This is a genomic window from Vibrio sp. 10N.261.51.A3, assembly GCF_041471965.1.
In the GTDB taxonomy this organism is placed as follows: domain Bacteria; phylum Pseudomonadota; class Gammaproteobacteria; order Enterobacterales; family Vibrionaceae; genus Vibrio; species Vibrio crassostreae_C.
Genome location: NZ_JBFRPK010000087.1, coordinates 22,186 through 48,988 on the forward strand (window position 1 = coordinate 22,186; position 26,803 = coordinate 48,988).

Here is a 26,803-nt window from a genome sequence, read left to right on the forward strand (position 1 = left end):
ATGTGTTGATGCATTTAGCATAATTGACTCGGAGTCATATGAAGAAAATAAAAACTCTCGATTTAGATATCCCAGACGATATGGAGCACGGTTGGCAGAATATTGTCGACCTCTTAGCTCAAATTAATCAAGTGCCCGCAGCACTAATCATGCGTGTTCACGCCAATTACATTGAAGTTTTTTCAACCAGTCGTAGCGAGAACAACCCATACAACAAAGGTGATTCTGAAACGCTGGGGAATGGGCTGTACTGCGAAACAGTGATGGAAACTCAACGACAGCTTCTTGTGCCTAACGCGCTTGCCGATCCTAAGTGGGACAACAACCCAGACATCAAACTCGGCTTAGTCTCCTATTGTGGTATTCCATTACTTTGGCCTAACGGTGAACTGTTTGGCACCATTTGTATCTTGGACTCGAAAGAGAATCACTACACCCCTACTTATATCAAACTGTTAGAGAGCTTTCGGACTTCGATTGAATCTCAGCTTAAAACCCTATTCCAACACGCCAAGCTTACCCAAATGAATCGCGACCTAAAAAACCGCGTTTACAATCGCACTAAAGATCTCGCGAGCCTTAATTACTCGTTGAATCAAGAAATTGATAAACGAAAAGCGGCTGAACAGAAGATTAACTTCCAAAAGAATCACGACCTCGGCACCGGCTTTTTAAACCGAAACGCATTTGAATCTCGCTTAAACCACAAGCTACTGTCACAGAGAAGGCTGACAGACAGCTCATTTGCAGTCGTTCATATTGGTTTTACCAACGGTAGACGCATACAAGCACGCTACGGCTATAACGCGTTAGACCAAGTGCTTGTTGAATACCGAAAACGCATCGACTGTATTTCTGATATCGATGTATTAACTGCACGCCCTACTTCGGTTGACCTCGTATTGGCGTTTAGCGTTAAAGATTTACACCATCGCCTTGAAGAACTTTGCCAGACGCTCGTTAAAGTTGGTCATTCAGAATTCGACATCGAAAGTGACAAAGTGCATTTGCACGCGTTTATTGGGATTGCAATTACGAACGACGAAGATGACGCGGAAAGCATTCTGCAGAAATCTTCTGAAGCGATGTTAGCCTGCAAAGATTCAGGACAAAAGTTCGCTTACTACTCTCAATCCCATACCGAAGAACAAACTCACATTAATAAGATCGAAGGCTATTTGCTTCAAGCCGTTCGTAATGATGACCTTATGCTCTACTTTCAACCCAAAGTTAGCCCGTTGACGCATCGCTGGGTCGGTGCTGAAGCTTTGCTTCGTTGGCGACATCCTGTTTTGGGTGATATCTCTAACGAAACCCTGATCCACATGGCTGAACAAAACGGTTTGATTTTCGAAGTGGGCAGCTTTGTTTTACGCAATGCGATTGAAAAAGCCAAAGAGTGGTCCGAATACGTTGAAGATTTCAAGATGGCTGTGAATGTGTCTGCAATTCAACTCAAGAACGTACACTTTGCGGAACAAGTGGTTCACCTACTCGAAACCTATCATTTAGAGCCTCGTTTCTTAGAACTTGAAGTTACGGAGAGTGGACTGATAGCAGATGAAGTGGTTGCCAAGAATACCTTGGGATCTTTGCACGATATTGGCGTTACATTGTCACTAGATGACTTCGGTACGGGCTACGCCTCCTTCAGTTATCTGAAGAAGTTCCCATTCGACACCATTAAGATTGATAAGAGCTTTATCGACCAAATGCTCAACTCACACGAAGACTCGGAAATTGTTCGTTCTATTGTCCAAATTGCCAAAAAGCTCGACTTAAAAGTGACGATTGAAGGCATAGAAACGGAGGTTCAGGAGCAATTTATTATTAACGAAGGCTGCGATGTGGGCCAAGGTTACCTTTACGGAAGACCAATGCCGAGCCAAGAATTCGAACACAGCTTAATCAATCAAAACTATTTGGGGACAACTCGTTACGCTTAAAGCGAAAAAGAGCAGTTAGTTTTGGATTTAGGCCTACTTTCTCTTTACTCTAAAGGTGGTGATTTTTATAATCGCCGCCTTTCTGTTTTTATCTTTCCCCTTATATAGGCATTCCTCGTTATGGATCAGTTGACTGCAAAGCTTAAAAAGCTCGAAAAACAAAACTACCGTGCATATCAACAAATTAAAGGTCAATACGACTTTGCTGATTTTGAATTACACATCGACCACATCCAAGGTGACCCATACGCGTCAGCTTCTCGTTTTCGTGCAACGCGCGCGTGGTCTTTGACCGGGTTAGATTGGCTGAAAGAAAAATCTTACGAATACCAAGTAGCCGCTCGTGACTTTATCGCACGTAGCTTCTCTGAGTTCGCGAAACAAGAGTCGACCGTTTCTATCGCGCTGACGGGTCAAACCGTATTAGACAACACAGCTGTTGTATTCACAGACCACGGCATCGAAATTCGTTTCCGTATTAATTTACCAGCTGATGGTCGTAGCATTCTTGCTAAGAAAGCGAACAACATCATCACTTTCTACTTACCGAAGTTTATTCGTCGCGCGACGCTTGAGCGTGAGTTAAACATCGATGCAATGATCAAACATTGTGAAACGATTGAAGACCAAGAAGCGCTGCGTGCTCAATTGGATGAAAACAACCTAGCCGCTTTCGTTGCAAACGGCAGTGTGTTACCTCGTATCGCGGGTAACTGCGACCTTCCAATGAAAGACGCGGTACCTTTCGCGGCTCCAGAATCATTGAGTGTTACGTTAAATACTCCAAACCAAGGTGACGTGACCGGCCTAGGCATTCCAAAAGGCATTACGCTGATCGTTGGTGGTGGTTTCCATGGTAAATCGACACTGTTGAACGCCGTTGAACGTTCTATCTACAACCATATTCCTGGTGACGGTCGCGAAGGCATTGTAACTGCGATTGATACGATGAAGATCCGCGCTGAAGATGGTCGATGTGTGCACAGCTTGAACCTGTCAAACTACATCAACCATTTACCAATGCAGAAAGACACATCTGACTTCAGCACACAAGATGCGTCAGGTTCTACGTCTCAAGCGGCTTGGTTACAAGAATCGATTGAAGCCGGCGTTCAAACTCTACTTATCGATGAAGATACGTCAGCGACTAACTTCATGATTCGTGACGAGCGTATGCAAGCGCTAGTGTCAAAAGGCGATGAGCCAATCACACCACTTGTCGACCGCATTGGTCAGCTTCGTGAAGAGATGGATATCTCTACCATTGTTGTAATGGGTGGCTCTGGTGATTACCTAGATGTCGCGAACACTGTGATTCAAATGCACGACTACCAAGCGGTAGATGTGACTGAAAAAGCAAAAGACGTGATTGCTCAGCACCCTACTCAGCGTACTAACGAATGTGAAACTGCTTTAGAAACGTTTGTACCGCGTTCATTGAACCGTGCTTCACTGATGAACATTCTGACTGACGGTAAATTCCGTGTTAATGCTAAAGGCAAAGAGTCACTGCGTTTTGGTAAAGAGTTTGCAGACCTTTCTGCGCTTGAGCAATTAGAATCACCGTCTGAAGTGAATGCGATCGGTTGGGCTTGGTTCCAATTCGCACAAACTCCAGGTTGGTCAAACAACCCTGCTAAAGAGTTTAACGCTATTTTAGAAAACGAATGGCACGCTAACATGCCTAACTACGGTGACCTAGCGAAACCAAGAACGTTAGATGTGATGGCTGCTCTGAACCGTATGCGTAAATCTCAGTTCAAGCCTTCGAACTGATTTCGTTAAATATCGGATTTATTGTGCTTCTAGGTTTTTGAAGTTTTAATCTTCTAATTTACTAAAGCTTCTAAGCCACTAAATAAGCAAATTAACCTTCTACGGCTCTCATTCTGAGGGCCGTAAATTTATCTAACCTCTTTTGACCTAACCTCTAGTGTCGTCAAAACTCTTGAATTTTATAAATTCATAAAACCAATCTTTACATCAATTACTTATCATCTTTTGTAATGAGAAAATTAAAGGCACTGTTTACCGCCATCTAATGCTGTCGATCCCTCAAAACATGACACAGCTTTTACAAAACCCTAGTGATATTCAGATAAAGTCCCGATTCGACAAGTGTAACCAAATGTAACAGACCCTTGAGGCTTCAATGAATCATAAACGCGTTAAGATGCGTGACCATAAAATCGAAGTGAACCTATTCAAAAACCGCGTAATCGTCGCGTTTTGTGGGATCTTGATGTTCACTCTTGTCTTAGTCGGCAATCTATACCGACTTCAAGTTGAAAATTTTAAAAGCTATCAAACTCGTGCCGATGGCAACAGAATCAAAGTATTACCTATCGCCCCTACTCGTGGACTTATTTACGACCGTAACGGCGTGTTGCTTGCAGAGAACAAGCTTGTCTTTGATCTAACCATGATTCCTGAGCAAACCGATGATGTCGATGCAATGCTCACCAAGCTAGACAAATATGTCCCCCGTGATGCAGAGCAGATCGCTCGTTTCAAAAAACGCTATCACAACACCCGCCGTTTTAAATCTGTGACTATTCTAGAGAACTTAACGGAGGAAGAGATCGCCAAGTTCTCCGTGCACCAGTACCAGTTCCCCGGCTTATCTATCGATACCAGCTTAAAGCGTTTTTACCCGAATGGTGAGGTGCTTACCCATGTTCTTGGTTACGTGGCGCACATCAATGATAGCGATCTCAGAAAGCTTGAAGAACAAGGGATAGAAGCGAATTATCAAGCTACAACAATCATAGGAAAACTGGGTGTTGAACGTTATTACGAAGATATTCTGCACGGCACCAAAGGTTATCAAGAAGTCGAAGTAAACAGCCGTGGGCGAATAGTCCGAACCATTGAGTACGTGCCGCCAGTAGCTGGTAAAGATATCGTGTTAAATATTGACCTTGAGCTGCAAAAATACGTCTTTGAGCAACTTGATCACCGAACTGGAAGCGCGGTTATTCTCGATCCGAAAGACAACAGCGTGTTGGCGATGGCATCAAGCCCGAGTTACGACCCTAACCTATTTGTCGACGGCATTTCGAGTAAGAACTACCAACGTTTATTGAATGATCCGGCTCACCCGTTGGTTAACCGCACCACTCTAGGCGTTTATCCTCCTGCCTCAACCGTTAAACCATTTATGGCTGTGGCAGGACTGCAAGAACATGTCATCTCTGAAGATACCATCCGTAACGACCATGGCGTTTGGAGAATTCCTGGCTCTAAACGAAACTCTAAATCGTGGCGTGACTGGAAACGTTGGGGTCACGGACCTGTCGATGTCACTCAAGCCATTGAAGAGTCGGTAGATTCATTCTTCTATCAAACCGCTTTCGATTTGGGTATTGACCGAATTTCAAGTTGGATGAACCGATTTGGATTTGGTGAACCGACAGGCATTGATATCTATGAAGAAAGTACCGCCAACATGCCGACTCGAGAATGGAAGATGATGCGTTATCGCACCCCTTGGTATCAGGGTGACACAGTTCCGATTGGTATTGGCCAAGGTTATTGGACATCGACACCTATGCAACTTGCTAAAGCAACGTCAGTATTGGTTAATCATGGTAAGGTGATGCCACCTCATATCTTAAGAGCCACCTTAGATCATGGTGAAGATTTCAGTACACAACAACTTGTCGAACCGGAGCCAATGCCCTCAATCACCGAAGTACCGGATAGAATTTGGGATGTGCCAATCAATGCGATGCGACTCGTAAACCACGGTAATCGAGGCAGCGGCAGACGTGCATTTAAGGGAACTGAATACACGAGCGGCGGTAAATCAGGAACTGCACAAGTCTTTGATCTTGCGAAAGACCAGGTCTACAACTCGAAGAAACTCGCTAGACACTTGCTTGACCATGCGCTTTACACGGCTTTCGCACCGTATGAACACCCTGAATATGTCGCAACTGTGGTTATTGAACACGGTAACGGTGGCTCAAAAGTTGGTGCGCCTTATATCCGTAAAGTACTCGACTATGCCTTTGAACATAAAAGTGGTGAGAGCAAAGATCACTCCTAACACCAATAACTTAAGTCGCTACAACACATAACGTAGTTACCCAAAACATAACGTAATTACGACAAAGCCCCACTTGCGTCACTCACAATATGGGGCTTTATATTTTAGGGTTCCACCCAGCTAGGCAGTTAAAAGTGACTGTCGATTATGAGCTTCGTAATACATGCCATGCTTCACAAAGCGTCTGAAATTTTGCGGTGTTGCCTTCGTCTCTGTCCGGATGCCATCTCAATGCCAGTTGTCGCCAACGTTTTCTAATCTCATGGTGAGTGGCGTCTATGGGTAGCTCAAATAAGTTCAACGCTCGGCTTCGATCCATATCGAGCTCATCACCACCAACAAACTTCCGGTACCGAGTCCAAAATTCGTTCAACAGCCTTTTAACTTCACCTTCATCCGCTTCATAGTTAACCCAATTAATGTAGTAGTCTCGAAGTGGATCTTGATGATCGATGCTGTGACTGCTTCCGTGATAACGACCATTCATCAATTCGATGTCCATCGCTTGGACTTGGAGCCAACCATCTGGGTGTAAGGTTTCTTGAAGCTGATAAAGCGCATTCATGATAAGGAAGTTCTTTTTAAACAACTCTTTCTCAGGCACAGCATCCAACACTGGCACAAACCCAAGATCGTTCAGATGAGCTGCCAATGTGTGTACTTTCCATCCGCTTGGCTTTTGCTTAAGCACTTCCATTATCGGCCAAAGCAATGGGTTTTCCATATGGCAATGAAAGTTTGCTCTCACATCTTGATAATTCGACATAGTTGACTCAGTTAGCTTCTCTGAATTAATGGATTTCTAGAACTGTGGATACTATAAGTAACCTGTTTCGCATCCGTTGCGTATCTTCTTTAATTGAAAGCGATTTTCTAAGATTTGTCGAGCTTAAGGACAAACAACTTTCTAACGTTTGGCTTAAAGGCACCTTTTATCGTCAAAACTGAGTACCACTTCGTTGAATACAACCATTAGGGCGTGTTGACCTTTCGCGGTTAAATTTTGTTCGAGATAAAAGCGTTTTAATCGCGGCGAGGGAGAAGTAGCCTAGTCATTCTAAGCAAATCTCCCTCAACAAAGAGTAAAACGCTTTTAGCCGAACCCTTCGGGCAGCGTTTGCTGGTCATTTCTACTACGTTATCGGCTTCTCATGTAGGCTAGCTACACATCAAAGCCTCTGCCTTGTATAAATACCCAGCAACTCGCTGCAAAAATCAGCTCGAAAGATCAACACGCCCTAGTAATAAAGCCGCAATTCTTTGGTACGGATACAAAAAAGGTCAGCGACTTAGCTGACCTTTCACATCTATCCCAATTTTAGGGACGAAGCATTGAACTGACTAGATAACGCCAAGCTCTCTTAGACGTTCCATTAGGTATTCGTTTGCTGTGTACTTTTCAGATAGCACTACTTCTGGTTTCGGGTGAAGGAATAGAGGCAAAGAGATACGAGACTTCTCTTGGCGTTCACCTGATGGGTTGATTACACGGTGAGTTGTCGATGGGAAGTAACCACCAGATGCTTCTTGAAGCATGTCACCGATGTTGATGATCATGTTACCGAAGTCACATGGAACATCTAGCCACTCGTCATTTTGAGCTTTAACTTGAAGGCCCGGCTCGCTTGCAGCAGGAAGAACCGTCAGTAAGTTGATGTCTTCGTGTGCCGCAGCGCGGATTGCACCTGGCTCTTCATCACCTTGCATTGGTGGGTAGTGAAGAACACGAAGCAGAGTCTGTTCACTGCCGTTGATCATTTCTGATAACGCTATAGAGAATTTATCTTGTACTTCTTTAGGAGCATGAGCTTCAACCCAACCTAGCAGCTCTTGAGCAAAAGCATTCGCACGTTGGTAGTAATCTAGAATCTGTTCTTTCAGCTGCTGAGGGATTTGACCCCAAGGGTATACGTGAAAGTACTCTTTGATGTCTTTTACAGTGTGGCCTTTAGCAACTTCAGACACTGAAGGTGGAAAATATCCATCTTGTGTTTCAACATTAAAGTGGAAGTTCTCTTTCTCTTCAGAGATGAAGAATTGGTACCAGTTTTCGTAAATTGACTCAACAAGCTCTTTCGGGATTGGGTGGTTCTTAAGAACACCAAAACCAGTTTCACGTAGAGAGCGAACAAATTGTTCTGCTGCGTCGTTAGCAAGGTAATCGACAGTTTCCAGTTTCATGACTTTCTTTCTTGTTATGTAGTAATAGAGCGATTTTAAGGATCGCTTTGTTGTAAATCAAACTTTTGTGAAACTCTAGCAACCGTTTGTCTAGATACTGGGCGATAACACCACTTTTCAACAAATCTGGTGATTAAGACCCAATTGAACACTGTTCATTATTGTGTAACACTATTAAAAACTTCGACGAGAGATCTTGATATGACAATCACGCCACTTGCTCAAAATCGACCATTGCTGTCATTGACGACGCTGTATCTGACTGTGTTTCTATTTTCAGCGTTCGCTCCCTCTTCAAGAGCGGTGTGGATTGCCGAAATTGTCCCAGCGCTCGCGATATTGGTGGGTATTTGGTGGTTATCAACAAAGCTCACCTTCACTAAGACAGCTTACGTTTTGATGTTTATCTGGCTGATTTTGCATACGATAGGCGCAAAATATACCTTCGCGGAAGTGCCATTTGATTGGTTCAATAACATGATAGGTTCAGAACGGAATAACTTTGACCGTGTCGCGCATTTCTCTATTGGCCTTTATGCTTACCCACTCGCTGAGTACTTGATTCGTAAAAAACTGGCTCAACCGGTGCTGGCATGTTTCTTTGCGCTATTTGCGATTATGAGTGTTGCTGCAGGTTATGAAATTATCGAGTGGTGGTACGCGGAGATCGCAGGTGGTGATGAAGGTATCGCGTTCCTTGGCTCACAAGGTGATATTTGGGATGCACAGAAAGATATGCTGTGTGATACGACGGGCGCAATTGTTTCGCTATTACTTCTTAAGCTTCAAGGGCGTGTCAGAGCTTACTGAGCTCAATTCTTTACTCTGAGTATCAAAAGCAACGTTGAAATGCCACACACAAACTGTGCTGTGGCATTTTTAGTTTCAACATTATTTTCTCGTTTATAATGATTGGTCGTTTCATCGTGACGGGTTATTTCATCGTTACCTTGCCACCAACAAACTTGTAGGCTGGCGTACCTCGAACCAAAGTGTCTCGCGCAAATTCAATCCCGCATTCAGGGCACACACATGGTTTTGTCGTGAAATCTTCAACGATACGCTCCTTAAAACATTTCACGAGTGCACCTTTGCCACCTTTCCGATACTTAAAAAGCTGCGTTTTACATTTGGCACAGAAAATCTGAACCGTCTTGGTCGGTTGTTTCTTGTTTGGTTTAGCCATAGAAGTTAATGATTGAACTCTTTATTTCTTAAGTTTAGGGGCGACAAGAACCAAGCTTATCCCTAGAAGTATAACGGTTGATGAGACTATAAATTGCATGGTGACAGGTTCAGATAACAATAATACACCACCAAGTGTTGCGATAACTGGAACAGAAAGCTGTGCAATAGACGCCACCACCGTATTCAGTTTTTTCACTACGTAATACCACAAACTATAACCGATACCAGAAGCCACAGAGCCCGATATAATCGCGTAAATCAAACCTTTCTCAGTGATAGACACTTGCGTTAACGCATTCGGTATCAAAACTAATAAGCTCAATGCCACAAGGATAACTAGCGAACTGAATCCAAAGTTAGCGGTGGTCGATTGCAGTGCGTTTGACGATTTCTTTCCTGCCAATGTGTAAATACCCCAACCAACTCCGGCCAGAGACATCAAGATAATAGAAACTAAGTCGGGTACTTGAGTCGATTCCGTTGGCATTAACAAGTAAACAAGCCCTGCCACAGATAACAAACACCCGCCCCACTCAATGAGTGACATTCTGTTGCCAGAAAGCAAGTGCGCGGCAATCATCGTAAATTGCACTGCGACAAACAACACCAGCGCACCAAGACCTGCGCCAAGCTCTAAGTAAGCAAACGAGAAACCAAACATATACACGAGCAGTGACAGTATTGATGTTAATTGAAACTGTGATTTGAGTTTTGCATATGCCGATGTGTTGTTTGTTAACTCACGTTTAGACTTAGATTGGGAAGATAACGTTAATAAAATCAGAAGCGTAAGCGCACCAGATAAGATGCGAACGATCGAAAAGCTCAAAGGATCAATCGTTTGATCCATTAAGGCCCAGCGACACAAAACTGACTTAGCAGCAAATGCCACCAGCGTAATAAATGTAACCATCAGAGTTTGCATCGTTTTTTCCTAAATGAGTTATTTGGTCCTAACTGAGTTTTCTTGGATTTCAATCAACGTCAGGCTTCACCCAAACTTGGCTAAAGTCGAACCAACCTAATGCATTACATTTCGCGTTTTGCAACGTACCACATTGATCTTTATTAACGCCTAACCAGCAATGGAACATCGGGATCAATTGATTGCTTTGGACCAGTTGTTTACCTAACTGTCGTGCTGGGAATTGCTCGAATTCACCAGAACGCCAACGGTCAATCATGTAACACCATTGGTCGAAGTCCTCTGCCGGGCTAGATTCATCAAGAAAACTGTAGTCCATTAACCAGCCAGCCAAGGCGTCGTCTCTGTTATTGGCGATGCCCATAGGGTTAATCCAAACATCAACATCATCGGCGTGCGGAGGATCGGTTTCGTAACCGTAAAGATCAACATCGACGTTGTATTGCTTCAGCACCGTGACAATCGCCTTTGCAAGCGTTGGGAACATTGGGTGTTGGCATTGATACGCTAATCTTATGGTAGGCTTCGAATCTGCTGGTGGACAAACGGGCACTTTTAACTTTATGTCATACCAACCGGGTTTTATCCCATAAGCGTGTAACACGCCCAAATCGATAACAGTCTCTTTTGGAATATGAACAAACAGATCCGCCGCATTCAACGCGTTAGATAAAAACTGTGCCCATGCGGGATCTTGTGCAATACCTTTCTTTCTATTGAGCAGTAAATACGTGCAGCCAGGATCGAGTTCTACTTCATCGCTATCGCCACGGTCGGCCATAACAGGCTTAGATAGGCTTGGGTAAACCATTGAAGAATAAGCCTCATCCACCACCCAAACTTCAACGCGATCAATTAACGGTCTAAAACCAAAGTACCCATTAAAAGCGGTTAACACGAGTTGTTTCTCGTCGTTCTTTTCAATGCGATAAGGTCCCGTTCCAATCGGTCGAATATCGTAGTCTTCACCACGTAAAGTGATCGGTAATGTGACTTTAGCGACCGATTCCGTTAGTGCGAGGGGAAAATACTTGTCTGGACGTGTGAGAAAAACATCTACTACACAATTTGCAGGTGAAGAGACATCTTTGATATGCGAAAACATGTTGAGAGGTTCGAGTGCAAGCAGTGTATCCACAACATGATTGGTTAACAGAGGTTCCCCGTTATGGAAACGAACACCGGGTCTCAAGAAGAATCGCCATTGGTAATCGCTAATCTGCTGCCACGAGTGCGCAAGATCAGGCTGGAGCTGATCGTTTTCATCCAAACGCGTTAGACCACTGAAGACTTGGCAGGCGATGTGTTGCTCTGAACGACGCATAGACTTTGTCGGATTAAGCATGGATAGCGGACGGTAATAAGGCAAACGAATAACTTGTTCGCCTTCTTGATACTGTACACCCAAGTAGTTTTGAATAACTTGGGTGAGTTTGGCAGCATTGTGATCAAGCACTGACAGCGCCTGTCCAATTTTTCCTTCCTGCAAGTAGCGTCTTGCTAAGTTCTCGCTGACATCACAACGATTCTGTTTAAAGATAAGTTGAGATAACTTCCCTCGACCAGCTGCAGGTAACCATTCTACCCACCCTTCTTCTTCAAGCTTGTTGAGTACCATTCGGGCATTACGACGGGTACAACAAAGCACATCCGTGATGTCGTCGAGTTGAACATCAGAATCTTTACCATCGAAGTATTCAAACAGGGTTTCAAATTGAACGCGAAGTCTTGGGCTGCTCATAAAGAGGAAAACTTATTCAAAGGACATTGAATTCAGTTTCCCTATTTTATGGCGTAAAATCAATATTACTGACACAATTTTATTGTGAATTATGAGTACGACACCCTAAGATGTTATTCAGTCTTAAGGGTTAAGTGCTTTTACCGTAAAGGATTACATTACATCGCAGCCAATTTCATTAGCGATTTCACGGAGCTGCTGTTCATCGTCTAATTTTATCGACCATTTACACTCAGAACCGTTAGCTGAAATGACATTTACCCCTTTTCCGATCAATTGAATTGCATCAACTTGGGCTTGCAGCGTGACTCTATGCTCACCATCTAAACGAACAACCAATTCATGTGCGGTTGCGATGACTTTTCCACTTTTAAACGTTATGACCATGGGCTTCTCGGGTTACTGCTTTAAATACTGATTACTTCTTCTAAAGACAAAATCAGCGTACGACTGCCTACTCTATTATCGCTTATGTTTCTTAACGGCAATGGTTAAACGACTGGTACAAACTAAGCGTTGACGATCATCAGTGATATTGATCTGCCATACTTGAGTAGAGACGCCCAAGTGAATAGGCTCAGCAGTACCAATGACATGCCCTTCACGCATTGACCTTACGTGGTTCGCATTGATATCGAGCCCAACGCAATAATAGCCTTCTGGTACGCAGAAGTTTGCAGCCAATGAGCCAAGCGTTTCTGCTAGCACAACCGATGCGCCGCCATGAAGCATACCCAGTGGTTGGTGCGTAAAGTGACAAACCGGCATGGTTGCCACCAAAGAGTTGTCATTTACTTCGGTGTAAACAATGTTGAGGTGTTCAATTAAGGTATTTTTTGAGGTCGCGTTGAAGGTATCTAGGTCAACGGGCTTTTTCCAAATACTCATGTGGGTTCCTTAATTATTGATCTTGTTATCGCGTGCATAGCTTTTTCTATATTACTGGCTGTTAGTTATCTTTCAGCCCTTAGTTATTACGCAAGTTGATGTTAACATGCATAAAAACTGAATACACAGAGGATATTGTATGACGTCATGGATGAAGTTTGCCTCGCTTCTCACACTAGCAGGCCTAACCGCGTGTAGCGCTTCTCCGACAGGCAGAAACCAATTGCTGCTTTTTTCAGATAAAGACATGTCTCAGCTTGGAGCACAGTCTTTTGAACAAATGAAAAAAGAACAACCCATCAGCAAAGATGCCAAAACTAACGCTTATGTTCAGTGCGTAGCGAACAGCATCACTCAATATATTCCTAAACAAGGTTTTAGTGAATGGGAAGTTGTTGTGTTTGATAGTGACCAAGTGAATGCATTCGCCCTGCCTGGCGGAAAAATCGGTGTATACACGGGCTTACTCAAGGTCGCAGTCAATCAAGACCAACTCGCGACGGTTATCGGTCACGAAGTGGCACACGTTCTTGCAGACCACAGTAATGAGCGCCTGTCTCAGTCTCAAATCGCTAATACTAGCTTGTCTATTACTAACGTCGCGTTAGGCGCATCAGAATACAAACAGTATCAAGGTATGACGATGGCCGCGTTAGGGTTAGGCGTTCAATATGGCGTTATTCTACCGTATGGGCGAACTCAAGAGTCTGAAGCCGATGTTGTTGGTTTAGAGTATATGGCTCAAGCAGGTTTCGATCCAAACCAAAGTGTCAACTTGTGGCAAAACATGGCGAAAGCATCAGGGGGTAATCAACCGCCAGAGTTGCTTTCTACGCACCCTTCCCACAGTACGCGTATTAAAGATCTACAAGCAACGATAAAAACGCTTCCTCAATCAGGTTCACCAAGACCAAATTGCAAAGCGTAATCTAAGTAAGAATCGCCTAGCTGGTGTAAATACAAAAATGCCCTATCCATATTGGTTAGGGCATTTTCAGTTTCTTGCTTGCTAACAGTTCAAGTGCACTAAGCAGCTGGATAATTCCAACAACAGAAACTCACTCGTTAAGTACCAAGAATTTGTAATGGTAGGCTTAATAGCTGATCACCAGTAGATGCAAAATACCAGATAACACCAATCAAACTGCTCACTAAACCTACATACCAAACGAACGACACGACTTGCCCGTATTTGTCTAACGGTAACAAGTGACTGTGATGACGTCCTTTCCATTCAAACAGTATTTCAACACTGCCCATGATCAATAAGAAACCAAACAGGGTTAAATTCAACTGATAACTCAATACCACACCAGCAACGGCAGCCGCGACACAAAGTACAATGCCAAGCACACTGTTCATCGAGAAACTGATACTTTTAAGAACATGTCCGCCATCGAGAGGCAAAATCGGCAATAGATTGAACAGGTTTAATAGAGCATTAAATACTGCAAGGCCGGCAAAGAACATTTCGCCAGTCGCCCAATACAGCACCATAAATACTAACGACAATATCAGGCCGAACAATGGCCCCATGATTGAGATAACCACATCTTGCCAACGCGTATTAATCTTTTCATCGGATAACGCCAAGCCACCAAGAAATGGTATCAAATAGATCCCTTTGGTTTTCATGCCGAAGTATTTCATCGCTCTAATATGACCGTACTCATGGAACATTAAACAGGCGATTAAGGCCAAAGCGAACTGAATTGAAAACAACCATGAATAGGCCGCTAAACTCGCAGAAGCAAGTACGACCTTGATTAGCTTGGCGCTTTTAAGCGCTTTCATACCAAGCGACACCAACCCAATTAAGCTAAAACGCTTCTCTGGTTTAGGAGCGACAACAGGAGTTTGTTGTTCAATATCTTTGGTGTTTCGATTGCCTTCGGTAATGGTTTGCCCATTCACCGACGCTTTATACGTCATCTCAAACGGTTGCCACTGAACGGTCGATTCAACGTGACACTGCAACGTTTCTTCGCCAGCGCGTAGTGTAAATTCGTGTTTTCGGGCGTCTTCTTGGTCTGTGGTCGCATCTAATTGAGATACCAAAGTGTTATCCCAATACAACTGTTGCCACCCTGCCATTGATCCTTCTAAACGAAGCGGTTTTCCAAGAAACTCTATCGCGAGTAATTCCAAACTTAAAATTCCAATTTAATGACTTCTAACGAGTGTCGATATTATGCCGATTTAGCGAATGGTGGTAAACAGAAACAAAGTTGTTACATATTGAGCTATTGAACACTATTTATACCGCAACGATGCATAAACACTCTGGTCACACCTCCAACCACGAATAAATTATTGATTATACTTATATTATCGATGTTAAAGTGCCGCCCCTTTAAAACATAACCTCACAAAATAACAACTCTTTCTTTGACTTTATATAAAACATGAATTTAACATGCTATTTACATTAGAGCTTCAACACCAAAAATGCTCAGTGTGTTTTCAAACCATAATAACGAAATTCGATGCCCTAGGAGGGTCAAGGATGAAAACAATACAACGCTCTCTCGTTTCACTTTCAGTACTATTTGCATGTAACTCACTTGCGGCTGGTTTCCAAGTTGCTGAGCATTCTGCCTCAGGTCTTGGTCGTGCCTTTTCAGGTGAAGGTGCAGTAGCTGATAACGCGAGTGTACTAGCGAGAAACCCCGCCGCAATGACCCTATTTGATACAGCCCAATTTTCAGGCGCGGTTTCTATCGTTGATCCAGAGGTTAACGTTTACGACGTTGACGCTAACGAGCATTCAAAAGATGTTGCTCCATTACAAGTCGTGCCAGCCGCATATTACATCAGCCCAATCAACGAAAAATGGGCTTGGGGTATCGGTATGTTCACCAATTATGGTGTTGCTACGGATTACCCTGATGACATCTCGGCAGGTGATATGGCTGGTGATACGTCGCTCTTATCTGTAAATCTAAATCCAAATATTGCGTATCGCGTGAATGAATCATTTAGCGTTGGTGCAGGTTTAAACCTTGTGTATGCGGAAGCTGAACTTACTCGCCATAAAGGCGAGCTAGCTAACTTTGTTGGTGGAAATCCATCTGACAAACTTATAGGCATGACCGGTGAAACATTTGCCTATGGTTGGAATGTTGGCGCGATGTATGAGCTGAACGAAAACAATCGCTTTAGTATCGCTTACCGCTCTTCTGTTGATCTTGATTTCGATGACGGTGAATTTACCAGCTACGATTCAGGTAGAGCAACATCTCCCAAGGTTGATGGTCGTCTTCAAATCGAGCTTCCTTCTATTCTGGAGCTTTCAGCATTTCACCAACTTAACGAACAATGGGCAATTCACTACGGTTGGCAACAAACTGATTGGAGTACTTTTAAGGAGTTAAAAGCAACAAGTCCAGATTGTACTGACAACGGTGTAGTAGGTCAGTGCTTCTACAAACCTGAAAAATATGAAGACAACAATCGATATTCACTAGGCGCAACGTACCAACTAAACAGTAAGTGGACATTAAGAGCTGGTTACGCTTATGACGAACAAGCTGGTGAAGCAACTTTAAGCATTCCTGATAGTGATCGTATGTGGTATAGCGCTGGCTTCACTTATGTTTGGAGCGAAAATATGACTGTCGATGCAGGATTCGCACTTGTTGTAAGTGATGACGGTGAGTTCACTGAGACAAATGGCGCTCAGCAAGAAAGGACTTTCGAAGCAGAAGGTACCGCTTACCTTTCTTCAGTTCAGCTTAACTACACTTTTAACTAAATCAGGATCGTATCATGAAACGTAACTTTAAGATCTCTCTACTATGTTCAGCGATCCTGCTAGCAGGTTGTGGCGACAACACCGAAAGTTCGGTAACAAGTAACCAACAACTTGAAGCCTATCTAGAAACGTCTTTGGCAAGAGCGACAACTCAAAAAATGCTCTTGCAAGGTAGTAATGCATCAGTTCCTTTAAGCAATAACCTATTATTTGACTCTACAGATGGCACGTTAGCGATCCCAACAGGTGGCGACGATAGCATTTCTAACCCAAAAGCAGCATTAAATTATGCCGATGGTTTTTCGACCAGCATGCCAATTTACATCGAGTTTGAAGGCGACGGTTTTGGTGATACTCCTGGAGTTGTTACTTCCGGAGTGACATTGTTGAAGCTTTCTAAAAAGCTAACAGACACATCCACAGCGGCTCAAGTACCAACACCTGTTGCTAGCTCTGAATACAAAGTTTACAAAGTAGGCTCAAACCTAGCAATTACACCTAATACTCCTTTTGATGAGAAGTCTGAATATTTGCTTGTTGTTACTGATGACGTTACAGATGTAAATGGTAACCCAGTAGGTACATCGCAAAGCTATGCGGCTCTCAAAACAGCCACTAAAACTTATTCAACCGGTGACTTAGCTAGTGCGCAAACTTTAATTAAAGGTCAAGAAGCTATAGCTGCCGCTGTTGGTATTGATGCGGAAAAGATTGTGTATTCAGCTTGGTTTACTACAACTTCTGTTGGTGATGTTCTTGCCTCTACAGCATCGTTGATTGGCGGAATGATTGATGCTGGGGCCCCACTTTCGACTTATTGGAATGGCAGCGCAAACCCAAATAATATCGATCTGACAAACGCTTACAATCTTAGTTTAGATTCCTCATCAACAACACCATTTGCTACAGCAATCGCTGCAGATGCTGACTTTAAAAAATATCTTGCCGATGACGATGCAACAGAAAATGCCACTTTGATTGGAGGGATAAATCTCCTTTACTCTAACGCTGGTATCAGCACTACGTCGGTAAACGTGACTAAAGGTACTGTTCAACTCCCATATTTCTTGGAAACCGATCCAACTAAGTTCTCTACAACGCCATTTGCATCAGCATTGGACAGTTTAGCGGTTATAAAAAGCGCACTAACGGATAACTCTACAAGTTCTTTCGTTGGTGGAGAGTTGGTTAAATTAGGATTAGACCCAACAAACCTTAGCGCAGCTGATGTCACGACTTTAATGGGAAAAACACTCACAAAGGACGCAAGTGGAACAGCTCTAGATAGTGATCGCATTGTCACTCAGTATTCACCAATACCACAAATTAAATCACTTGAAGCTGTTGATGTGCTTTTGTTTACTCCTGTGACTGACCCAATAACCGGGGTTGTAATCTACCAACACGGTATTACCTCTGTAAAAGAGAATGCGTATGCGTTTGCGGCAAACTTAACGGCTGAAGGTCTTGCTGTCATTGCAATTGACCACCCTATTCATGGGTCTCGTTCACTTGCCGGAGGTGCTATTTCAACTAACGATAATGCTCTGTACTACTTGAATCTAAGCGCTTTGCCCGTTGCGCGTGACAACATCCGTCAAAGTTCACTTGATGTAATAGGTCTTCGTATGGCACTTGAAAAAGTGGGGAATGACTTTACTGGTACACCATTAGCCGGAGTTGATGTAAAAGACACAACCGTTAAATTTATGGGCCACTCATTGGGCGGTATTACTGGATTTACGTCAGTAGCTACATCTGAAATTGCTGGTACACATAAATTTAGCTCGGCGGTATATGCTAATTCAGGTGGGCACATTGCTGAATTACTCTTCGCATCGGAAACCTTTGGCCCCGAAATTAAACACAATCTAGCTAAACAGTTAAATGCAACGTATCGGGATTCAGTGGCTTCAGCTTGTACTGCGGCTGACATTGAAGATGGCGATTGCTATACCGCTTTTGCTAAGGAAAATCCAACTAGTGCCGCAGCAATTGAAACTGAATTAGTTGCATTTAAAGTCGCCGCTCAAACCCTTATTGACACGGTCGATCCACATTCAATAGCAAACACTGAGGACCAGTCATCAATTAGCTCTAGCTATCCAACGTTGTTGATCCAGTCGCAAAATGATGAAACGGTACCAAACAATGGCAATGATGATAATGGTGCACCGTTATCATATACGGCTTCATTTGTTGGCTCTGAAGGGTTAGATTCGACGTTAGGATTGACTGACTCAACAAAAGCTAGCCCTTCAACTGGGAATCGTGTGTTTGTTCAATATAACGAAATAGCTAAACACTCAACGATCATCGGACCGCAAGCAGACCTTTCTGATGCCACTCATACCCTATCAATGAGAGCTCAAGTAGCTGATTTCTTAGAGTCGGATAGCCTTGATGCAGCAGCACCGGATGCTTTATTGGAATAACTAAGACTTAAGCTTTTCACTAAACCAAATGCCAGCCTAACCGCTGGCATTTTTGTCTCTGTCGTTCGAACAAGTCCCCTAGTTGACCGTTTGCATAAAACTTTAAAACACAAATGGTTGATCTCAGCTAAAATTAATCAAGACAGAATACCGTACGACCTCTTTCTTTATTGTAAATAAAGTGGATAATAGCCCCGTAATTTAATACCTAATAAATGTGAGTCCATTATGTCTTCTGAAGCTACTATGCTAGAACGCTGCCAATCTAAATGTGAACTATGTGGTTCTGATTCTTCTCTTACTGCATACGCAGTGCCGCCACACAGCCACGTAACAGTGGATCACGGCATCATGGTATGTGATAAATGTCTTGGTGAGATTGACGATCCTAAAGATATCAACCACTGGCGTTGTCTGACTGACAGCATGTGGAGCCAGGAAGCGCCAGTTCAAGTAACGGCATGGCGTCAACTTATTCGTCTGAACACAGAAAGCTGGGCTCAGGACGCGCTAGACATGATGTACCTTGAAGAAGAAACATCAGTTTGGGCACAAATCGGCATGTCTGCTGATGACAAGCCTCTTGATGTGAATGGCGTTGAACTTAAGAAAGGTGACGACGTAACAGTAATCAAAGACCTGCCAATCAAAGGTACTAACCAAGTGATTAAGCAAGGCACTGTTATTCGTGGTATCAGCGTTGGTGACGATCCTAAGCTTGTTTCTGGTAAAACAAACGGCGGTCAATCAATGTACGTAATCGCTGAGTTCTGCCGTAAGAAGTAATCTTACTGTAAGAAAGTGATAGAAAACGAAAAGGCGCTAATTAGCGCCTTTTTTCTTGGAAAAATTTAACCTATTCCGTTGTTCTAGAAACCACTGCCTACGTTAAAGTAGATAGCGCGTTCTTCATGGCTTTGCGCATAATCCATCCCAAGGTGCAAACCGTAACGTCTCGCGATTTGGTATCGAAAGCCGACACCTCCGGCATTGACGGTACTGTCGTGGCTTATGCCGTTATCTTGCTTTGCAACCCCTGAACCGTAAAACCCAGACACCTTCCAACGATGAGTGATGCTATACGTCAATTGGCCTTGAATTGTTTCAATCTCATCTCCTTGGTACCGATAAGATGACACCCCGCGTAACGACACGTACGGTTTCGCTGTGGGTGATACAAACAGGTCTTGCTGTTCGAAGCTTTGATAATTTGCAGCCAAGCCTAACGTCCATTTATTGGCAATTGGGATATAGGCTTCGCCATCTATGTTCAAATTTCGGTAATTGTAATCACTGCCAATCGCATCGTCGTACACCATGTAATCTGCAGACAATTTGTAACCTTTGGTTGGATAAAATAAATTATCTCTTGTGTCATATTCAGCCTCCAACCCTACACCAGAAGTAACCGATTCGTTACCCAAAATTCGGTCTAAAACCATGTTATCAAATTCAATCTCAGACTTAGCTAATAACTGCTTTATTCCCAACATCCAAGGCGTATGCCCAATCCGGAACTGCACCTTTTGTGAAAGTACGGCTACCGAAGTTGACGTGCCTATTCTAAGGTCATGATCTATGGGGCCCCAGTTGATTGATGTGTACAAATCCAAATTCGCAACACCAAAGCCGCCGCCTCCTGTGTAACGAATGGAATCATTCATCCAAGATCGTCTATGGCCACCAAATACAAACCAAGTTTCGTTCTCTGTCCCTACTGCGCCCACTACTGACATTGCTGAGGGTACTAACTGCGCACCACCATCTATGGCAGAAAGAGCAGCTTGCTTTCTTTGTCGCTTTTCCTCATCCGTCTCATGTAAAAACAAACCAGCCACACCGCCGCCGTACCCCACCGCAGGCTCGGTAATCAAAATTGGGATAGGCAAAAAGCCATATGCGTTTTCCGCAAGGTGATGCCCCATATCAAATTGACCATCAACAGGATCATAAAACGATGCGAAAGAAGATGTTGTAAATAAAAAGCAGGAAAGAAGAACAATGCCGCCGCAGCGAGTCATAAAATTTGCCTCATAAAAAAGACCGGGTGACGAAACCCGGCCGAAAGTTTGCTTCCTTGCAATAAACATAGAAATTAAACACTTATTGCCAATAAAGGGGGTCCTTAATCGACGGGCATAGAATAGGCCAAATAATGGTGTTGCCCTACTCCTATATAGAGGATGTCGCCCTACAAAATTAAAGAGCTTTCGAGATGACAGAAACGCAAAAGGCTCATATAAATGAGCCTCTATTAATAAGTTACCTACATTCTTCCTTTGCTAATATTGACTCAATACTCGATCAACATGTTCTTGTATAACAGATAAAACCGATAATTTTACATCCTTCACTTGCTTAGAATGATTGCACCAAAGCGCGAAACCGAATTTGAATCCTTGGTGCATTTCAGACGACTGTATAGGTTCAATGTCGTAATGGGAAAATTCAGAATGAGCAAACGTTTTTGGTAACAGTGCCCACCCTAAACCGGCTTCAACCATTTTAATAACTAACGCCAATTGATCGACTTCTTCGTTATCGGAGCTGATGGTTACTTTTTCTGACATTCCCTCTTCAATAAACGATCTCAAGATAAACTGCTTTGAATTTCTTAACGCTAAAAGTACATCCTCTTGCGCCAAAGATGAGAACTCACCATTTTTTTGAACGAATGGGGAAAACTCAATGTGACCTAGAAAAGTCGCATCAAAGCTGTGTATACCCCGGCTGTCATGCACATTGACTAATCCAAAGTGGTACTCGCCACTTTGAAGGCCCTTCTTAATATCCTTTTTGTTTCGGATTAAAAAGTTCACTCGCATCATCGGGAAATCACGACGCAGTTTCTTTCGAATATCCAAAAGCATTTGATGAGGTATCACACCAGAATAAGCAAAGGTGATGTTTTCCAACCCGCCATAAGAGAGGCTCAATGCTACCTTATCGAAGGTACGAGCTTGTTCAATGGTTTGTTTAGCGTAATGGTAAAGAAGATGCCCGTCTTCTGTCGGCTTTACAGAGCGCCCAACCCTTTCAAATAGGCTTACCGCGAGTTGGTCTTCAAGGTTAGTAATAACCTGCCCGATTGTCGTTCTGTGTTTATTGAGTTTAACGGCGGCTTTGCTGAAAGAGAGTTGGTCATAAACGGTAACGAACGCGAGAAGTTGTTCAATGCTGAAATTCATTTTGTTGTGCTTACTTTTAATCGTTATGTATTTAAATTATCACAGGTTGGCGAAATATCTACTTTGTCAGAATAATATTAGTGAAAATAATTCTTCAATTTGAAACAAAAAAACCTACGTAAGCTAGTAGGTTTTATCGTTGATGTCAAACGAATAACTTAAATGTATTCGATAACTCGAGCTAGATAGTTAAAGTCCCCAGAATCACCGTGGTAATTACGGTAAACATCGACACTGAAATATCTAGGTTGGTCCACTTGAATATGCTCAGCAATTCGCTGCTCGATGGATTCTAGAGTTTCACCTGTTTGCGAGTAAATGTATTTCTTGGTGGTCTTTTGAAGCTGGCGTTCTTTAGCTTCTTTATGTGTGACGTAATTGTTCACGTCAACCCACTGACCAATGTAGTCAATCTCCACGTAGTCTGAATTTTCTTCAACCATGAACAACGCCGCTTCTTGTTGAACGTCGGCCAGTTGTAGCATGTCGTTATCGACTTTTTGCTGTTCCATTGAGGTCACATTTTGTGCCATGGCAGCGCTAGACGTTGCCATGATAAGTAGCGCTAAAACTGTTTTATTCATTTTACGATATCCCTAAATTAAGGTAATTCTGTTACCCAAGGTTTGCCCTGAGTTGCTTTGTGATAACCATATTCGTATATGGTTAATAAATAGTGTTCATCAAACATGTCTTTGGTTCGTTTGGCGTAACCAAAGTCGTGCTCGATGTAAGTAAATTGCATATCAATGTTGTTGATTTCACAGATGTATTTCATTCGATATAAATCACCACGTGTTTGAGCAAGAGTCAGGCTTGATACGCTCTTTGCTACTAAATCTAGACCCTTATCTCTCAGCGAGTGGTACGGCGCTTTCAGTGCTCCATTTCGAATAACATCGAGCTGTGGTGGTTTTTCTAACCCAAGAGCATCTGAGATCTGCTGATAGTCGAAGTTAGATGGATTGAAAAATACTTGAGCGGCTAAACCACCATCGACGTGAAGTTCTTCATAACTTTTACCTTCGTACTTCACATTGATAAACTGCGGTGGGAAGACTCCAGGAATAGAAGCACTTGCTGCTAAAACCTTATATATAAGTTCAGACTTATCTGGCATGTCACTATTTGCAATTGCGCCCACATTCCAAATGACAAGCTCTCCAGAATCAAAGTGTGTGCTACCAATAAACAAACGCTTACCGTTGCGGTGTCGCGCAGCAATTTGCTCGATCATCGGTTCAGGGAACGCCTGAGCGATAAATTGATTCAAGTTTTTACCGTCAGTAAAAGCATCTTTAAACACGGTGTTTAAAAAGTTCTTTTTGCCGAGCACTGATTTGTCATTGATGTTTAACATCACCTCCTTCATCTTCGGAAATGCATCTCCGCCGATGAATACAAATGGTGCCATTAGCGCTCCTGCACTGATGCCAGTAACTATTGAGTAGTCTTTCAATTGGCCAGATTCTTCCAGTCCTATCAAAATACCGGCTCCAAAGGCTCCGTTCGCGCCGCCTCCTGACAAAGCTAAGATATTTAGTTGCTCACCTGACACTTTAATTGGCGTTGTTTGATCGATTGGAGAGTATAAGAAGTCTGGGTTCTCACTCGCCCACATACGCAATGGCTCTTTTACTGATATCGCTTCTTCTACAACCACTTCTTTGTAATTGTCTTTGTGTACGCGTACATCCAACGTGTGGGGTGAGCTACATGCCACTACAAGTAATGACAAAGCAACGGTAAAACCCGAGGAAATTAGACGGTTCATAATTAGGCTCATTTAATGTTCTCTAAAATGATTCAGAGACTCTGTTTAATCAAAAGAACAGCTATAAACAGAGAAGTTAATAAATAGGGATAAAGTGAAGTCCGTCTCTTTCTGGGAGTAATATAGCTAGGTTTAGTTTTAGCTCGTAATCTCGTTTGTAGGATGCGACCCATCGAATAGGTACACCCTCCACCACTATCGGAGTTAAACGCTCTACCCGATTTTGACCACGTTGAAATCGTGGGTAGGCTCTACAAATTCATATTGTGCATTGATTGTTTGTAGCTCCCAAGTGCCATAGCTTTTAGTTAGCTCCAACACACCATAGACCGCGTTATTTGCATGTCGGAATGCAGCTACGGGAGACATTCTCTTTATTAACCCTGCGGTAAACAGGCCAGAGATAAGGTCACCGACACCAACCGGTTGTTGAGCAAATTCAATGTTCGGTCGTTGGGCTAAATAACATGCCTTTTTCGTTGCTAAAATCATACTGAACGCGTCATCGGGTAATGAGTGAAGATGCTTCACGAGCACCATCTTTGGACCAAGCTCCAATGCTTTCTTACATGCTGTAACCGCGTCATAAAGGGAGAGGATTTTAATGCCGGTCAATTCACTTAGTTCAAATTGGTTTGGCACTATAACATCGGCAATAGGAAGCAAGTGTTTAGTAATGGCGGTTCTAACGCCATCCTCAACGATACAACCTTTATCTGGGTCACCCATTACAGGGTCACAAACATAGAGTGCACTGTGGTTCTTTTCTTTAACTAAATTAACCGACTCGGCAACCGCTTTACATTGGTCTGCGCTTCCCTGATAACCCGATAGGATCGCACCACAGTCTTTCAGTACGTTGATGTTGTCTAAGCCTCGAATCAAGTTTCGAATATCATCTGAGCCGAATGTTTGCCCGGTCCAACCTTGTTGATATTGAGTGTGATTAGAGAACTGAACAGTGTGGATTGGCCACACATCGAGTCCCATTCTTTGGATTGGAAAAACCGCAGAACTGTTTCCTGCATGCCCGTAAACCACGTGAGATTGAATAGAAATAATGCTTTTCATGCGTCGCTCTTTCAGTTTGAAATGGATTTGAATACTTGGATAAGACGACTAAATAAACACAACGGAACATCAAGATAGGAAGTTTTATCGATCTAACCACTGTGCTTATTTGGTCGGAATAGCCTCGACATCGCCGAGGCTTATTCTTAATGAGTTGGACGTCATCGGCTTTAAATCATGTATTTGATTCTAAGCCAGACTTGAACTTATGCGTCTTGAAACTCAGCAAAGTACTCATCCAATACAGTGCGTGTTGCACGGCCTATTAGCTCGTACTCGTGGTGAGTAAGGTTCGCTAGTGATACACGTACTGATGCGTGTACTGTGTCGAAACCTTTACCAGGTAGTAAGATTACGCCGGTTTCGTGAGCAAGACGGAATAGGAAGTCTTTACCTTTCTCGTTAGCTTTGAACCAGTCGACAAACTCTTGACCGTAAAGTTTGCCACCTAGCGTGTCTAGCTCTAGTAGTGTGTAGTAATCCACACGGTCTTTGTTCTCTTCGATTGCTACACCCATGTTTTTGTAAAGCGTTGTGTAGCGCTCACGGATGATGCGTTTACAAGCGGCTTTGTAGCGACCTTCTGAGTCCATTAGACAAGTTAATGCAAACATCGCCATTTGTACTTGTTGTGGTAGAGACAGACCTGCAGTATGGTTCAATGCTACGCTGCGGCTATCAGCAACGATACGGTCGATGAATTTGATGTCACGTGGCTCTGGAGTTAGCGTTTTGTAACGGTCGTCCAATTGGCACTGTGTCGCTTCACTGAATGAGCGAAGTGTATCGTCGAACACGTTCTCATCGTGAATACCGATAGTGCCTAGACGCCAGCCTGTTGCACCGAAGTATTTAGAGAATGAGTAAACACATAGTGTGTTATACGGTAGTTTTGCGAACAGAGAAACGAACTCATCTGCGAATGTGCCGTACACGTCATCTGTGATGATGAATAGGTCACTGCGTTGCTCATTCACAAAGTTTGTTAGGTTCTCTAGAGTCTCGTCAGAGAATTTCACTGATGCTGGATTAGCAGGGTTAACGACGCAAAGCAGTTTGATGTCTGTATCTGCAAGTTTTTCAATTTCAGACATTGGTAGCTGCCAAGTCGTCTCATCAAGGCGTAGCTCAACGATTTCCAGCTCATACTCTGCTAGCTCTGGGATTTCTAGGTAAGGGGTAAAGATTGGCGTGATTAGCGCAACTTTGTCACCTTTTTTCAATAGACCATTGTTGAACATGGTTGCGAACGTGTACGTCATTGACGCTGTGCCGCCTTCTGTTGCGAACAAGTCAAAGTTAGTCGTCATTGGCATTGGGCCGTACATCTCTTCTGCGATGTATTGTTTAACCACTTTCTCGATGTTCACTAGCATACGTGGTGGTACTGGGTAGTTACACGCAAGGTAAGCCAGTACTAGCTCGTTTAGGAACGCTTGTTTTTCGATACCTAGACGGTCTTTTGCGTAGCTTAGTGCACGACGTAGGAAGTCAACGCCTTTGTCTGCTGCATATTGGCTTGCGAACGTGTCGAAACGCTCAACGATGCCAACACCATCAGGGATACCACCGAAATCACCACCTAGGTAAGCGTAGTTACGCTCTGCTTCTGCTACCGCAAACTCACCAAGACGGATGAAGGCTTTACGAGGTAGCGTTGC

Annotated in this window: 22 protein-coding genes; 8 read left to right on the top strand and 14 right to left on the bottom strand. The window is 43.3% G+C overall.

Going from position 1 to position 26,803, the window contains the following annotated elements:
* The first annotated feature begins 38 nt into the window (after positions 1-38).
* The 3 genes from AB4371_RS19345 to mrdA all read left to right on the top strand — a co-directional run bounded on the left by AB4371_RS19345 (position 39) and on the right by mrdA (position 5,997).
* Positions 39-1,946, top strand: coding sequence for an EAL domain-containing protein (locus AB4371_RS19345; protein WP_372150515.1), 1,908 nt, complete (start codon positions 39-41; stop codon positions 1,944-1,946).
* A gap of 120 nt (positions 1,947-2,066) precedes the next feature.
* Positions 2,067-3,722 carry an ABC-ATPase domain-containing protein gene (locus tag AB4371_RS19350; RefSeq protein WP_017060076.1) on the top strand — a complete coding sequence of 552 codons (1,656 nt, stop codon included), beginning with the start codon at positions 2,067-2,069 and terminating at the stop codon, positions 3,720-3,722.
* Positions 3,723-4,098: 376 nt separating this feature from the next.
* Complete coding sequence (gene mrdA / locus AB4371_RS19355) at positions 4,099-5,997, top strand: penicillin-binding protein 2 (protein WP_017060075.1); 1,899 nt, start codon at positions 4,099-4,101, stop codon at positions 5,995-5,997.
* Between the two features lie 145 nt (positions 5,998-6,142).
* On the opposite strand, the gene AB4371_RS19360 is transcribed toward mrdA, so the two are convergent.
* Both AB4371_RS19360 and AB4371_RS19365 read right to left on the bottom strand, forming a co-directional pair.
* Positions 6,143-6,763: a DNA-J related domain-containing protein gene (locus tag AB4371_RS19360; RefSeq protein WP_372150516.1), complete on the bottom strand. Its 621-nt coding sequence runs from the start codon at positions 6,761-6,763 to the stop codon at positions 6,143-6,145.
* A gap of 575 nt (positions 6,764-7,338) precedes the next feature.
* Positions 7,339-8,178 carry an isopenicillin N synthase family dioxygenase gene (locus AB4371_RS19365; protein ID WP_372150517.1) on the bottom strand — a complete coding sequence of 280 codons (840 nt, stop codon included), beginning with the start codon at positions 8,176-8,178 and terminating at the stop codon, positions 7,339-7,341.
* Positions 8,179-8,379: 201 nt separating this feature from the next.
* On the opposite strand from AB4371_RS19365, the gene AB4371_RS19370 reads away from it, so the two are divergent.
* Positions 8,380-8,988, top strand: a complete 609-nt coding sequence (locus tag AB4371_RS19370) for a DUF2238 domain-containing protein (RefSeq protein ID WP_017067299.1) — start codon at positions 8,380-8,382, stop codon at positions 8,986-8,988.
* Positions 8,989-9,112: 124 nt separating this feature from the next.
* Here the strand turns inward: AB4371_RS19370 and AB4371_RS19375 are convergent, their stop codons facing one another.
* The 5 genes from AB4371_RS19375 to AB4371_RS19395 form a co-directional block, all read right to left on the bottom strand.
* Positions 9,113-9,364, bottom strand: a complete 252-nt coding sequence (locus tag AB4371_RS19375; RefSeq protein ID WP_017060071.1) for a hypothetical protein — start codon at positions 9,362-9,364, stop codon at positions 9,113-9,115.
* Positions 9,365-9,385: 21 nt separating this feature from the next.
* A complete protein-coding gene (locus tag AB4371_RS19380) occupies positions 9,386-10,291 on the bottom strand; it encodes a DMT family transporter (protein WP_372150518.1) in 906 nt (301 codons plus the stop codon).
* A gap of 49 nt (positions 10,292-10,340) precedes the next feature.
* Positions 10,341-12,032: an SgrR family transcriptional regulator gene (locus AB4371_RS19385; protein ID WP_102394480.1), complete on the bottom strand. Its 1,692-nt coding sequence runs from the start codon at positions 12,030-12,032 to the stop codon at positions 10,341-10,343.
* A gap of 153 nt (positions 12,033-12,185) precedes the next feature.
* A complete protein-coding gene (locus tag AB4371_RS19390) occupies positions 12,186-12,419 on the bottom strand; it encodes a DUF3389 domain-containing protein (protein ID WP_372150519.1) in 234 nt (77 codons plus the stop codon).
* A 75-nt stretch (positions 12,420-12,494) separates the two neighbouring features.
* Positions 12,495-12,920 carry a hotdog fold thioesterase gene (locus AB4371_RS19395; RefSeq protein ID WP_017060067.1) on the bottom strand — a complete coding sequence of 142 codons (426 nt, stop codon included), beginning with the start codon at positions 12,918-12,920 and terminating at the stop codon, positions 12,495-12,497.
* A 139-nt stretch (positions 12,921-13,059) separates the two neighbouring features.
* Here AB4371_RS19395 and AB4371_RS19400 point away from each other — a divergent pair, with 139 nt between their 5' ends.
* Entirely contained in the window at positions 13,060-13,848 is a 789-nt protein-coding gene (locus tag AB4371_RS19400) for a M48 family metallopeptidase (RefSeq protein ID WP_136978581.1), read from the top strand.
* A 137-nt stretch (positions 13,849-13,985) separates the two neighbouring features.
* Here the strand turns inward: AB4371_RS19400 and AB4371_RS19405 are convergent, their stop codons facing one another.
* Positions 13,986-15,068 (bottom strand): site-2 protease family protein, encoded by a 1,083-nt coding sequence (locus AB4371_RS19405; RefSeq protein ID WP_017060065.1) that lies wholly within the window; start codon positions 15,066-15,068, stop codon positions 13,986-13,988.
* Positions 15,069-15,426: 358 nt separating this feature from the next.
* Here AB4371_RS19405 and AB4371_RS19410 point away from each other — a divergent pair, with 358 nt between their 5' ends.
* The 3 genes from AB4371_RS19410 to AB4371_RS19420 all read left to right on the top strand — a co-directional run bounded on the left by AB4371_RS19410 (position 15,427) and on the right by AB4371_RS19420 (position 19,895).
* A complete protein-coding gene (locus AB4371_RS19410) occupies positions 15,427-16,674 on the top strand; it encodes a porin (protein ID WP_136974605.1) in 1,248 nt (415 codons plus the stop codon).
* A gap of 14 nt (positions 16,675-16,688) precedes the next feature.
* Entirely contained in the window at positions 16,689-19,109 is a 2,421-nt protein-coding gene (locus AB4371_RS19415; RefSeq protein WP_372150520.1) for a VolA/Pla-1 family phospholipase, read from the top strand.
* A gap of 228 nt (positions 19,110-19,337) precedes the next feature.
* Positions 19,338-19,895: a PhnA domain-containing protein gene (locus AB4371_RS19420; protein WP_372150521.1), complete on the top strand. Its 558-nt coding sequence runs from the start codon at positions 19,338-19,340 to the stop codon at positions 19,893-19,895.
* Between the two features lie 83 nt (positions 19,896-19,978).
* On the opposite strand, the gene AB4371_RS19425 is transcribed toward AB4371_RS19420, so the two are convergent.
* The 6 genes from AB4371_RS19425 to AB4371_RS19450 form a co-directional block, all read right to left on the bottom strand.
* The gene (locus AB4371_RS19425) at positions 19,979-21,130 is read right to left on the bottom strand and encodes a BamA/TamA family outer membrane protein (RefSeq protein WP_372150522.1); all 1,152 of its coding nucleotides are present in this window, start codon (positions 21,128-21,130) and stop codon (positions 19,979-19,981) included.
* A 261-nt stretch (positions 21,131-21,391) separates the two neighbouring features.
* Positions 21,392-22,297: a LysR family transcriptional regulator gene (locus tag AB4371_RS19430; RefSeq protein WP_102394484.1), complete on the bottom strand. Its 906-nt coding sequence runs from the start codon at positions 22,295-22,297 to the stop codon at positions 21,392-21,394.
* A 158-nt stretch (positions 22,298-22,455) separates the two neighbouring features.
* On the bottom strand, positions 22,456-22,881 hold the full coding sequence (locus AB4371_RS19435) for a hypothetical protein (RefSeq protein WP_102394485.1): 426 nt from the start codon (positions 22,879-22,881) through the stop codon (positions 22,456-22,458).
* A gap of 17 nt (positions 22,882-22,898) precedes the next feature.
* Complete coding sequence (locus AB4371_RS19440) at positions 22,899-24,071, bottom strand: patatin-like phospholipase family protein (protein WP_017060058.1); 1,173 nt, start codon at positions 24,069-24,071, stop codon at positions 22,899-22,901.
* Positions 24,072-24,284: 213 nt separating this feature from the next.
* Positions 24,285-25,142 carry a pyridoxal kinase PdxY gene (gene pdxY / locus AB4371_RS19445; RefSeq protein ID WP_017060057.1) on the bottom strand — a complete coding sequence of 286 codons (858 nt, stop codon included), beginning with the start codon at positions 25,140-25,142 and terminating at the stop codon, positions 24,285-24,287.
* A 206-nt stretch (positions 25,143-25,348) separates the two neighbouring features.
* The coding region (locus AB4371_RS19450) for a bifunctional aspartate transaminase/aspartate 4-decarboxylase (RefSeq protein ID WP_372150523.1) at positions 25,349-26,803 on the bottom strand (1,455 nt) is incomplete at its 5' end.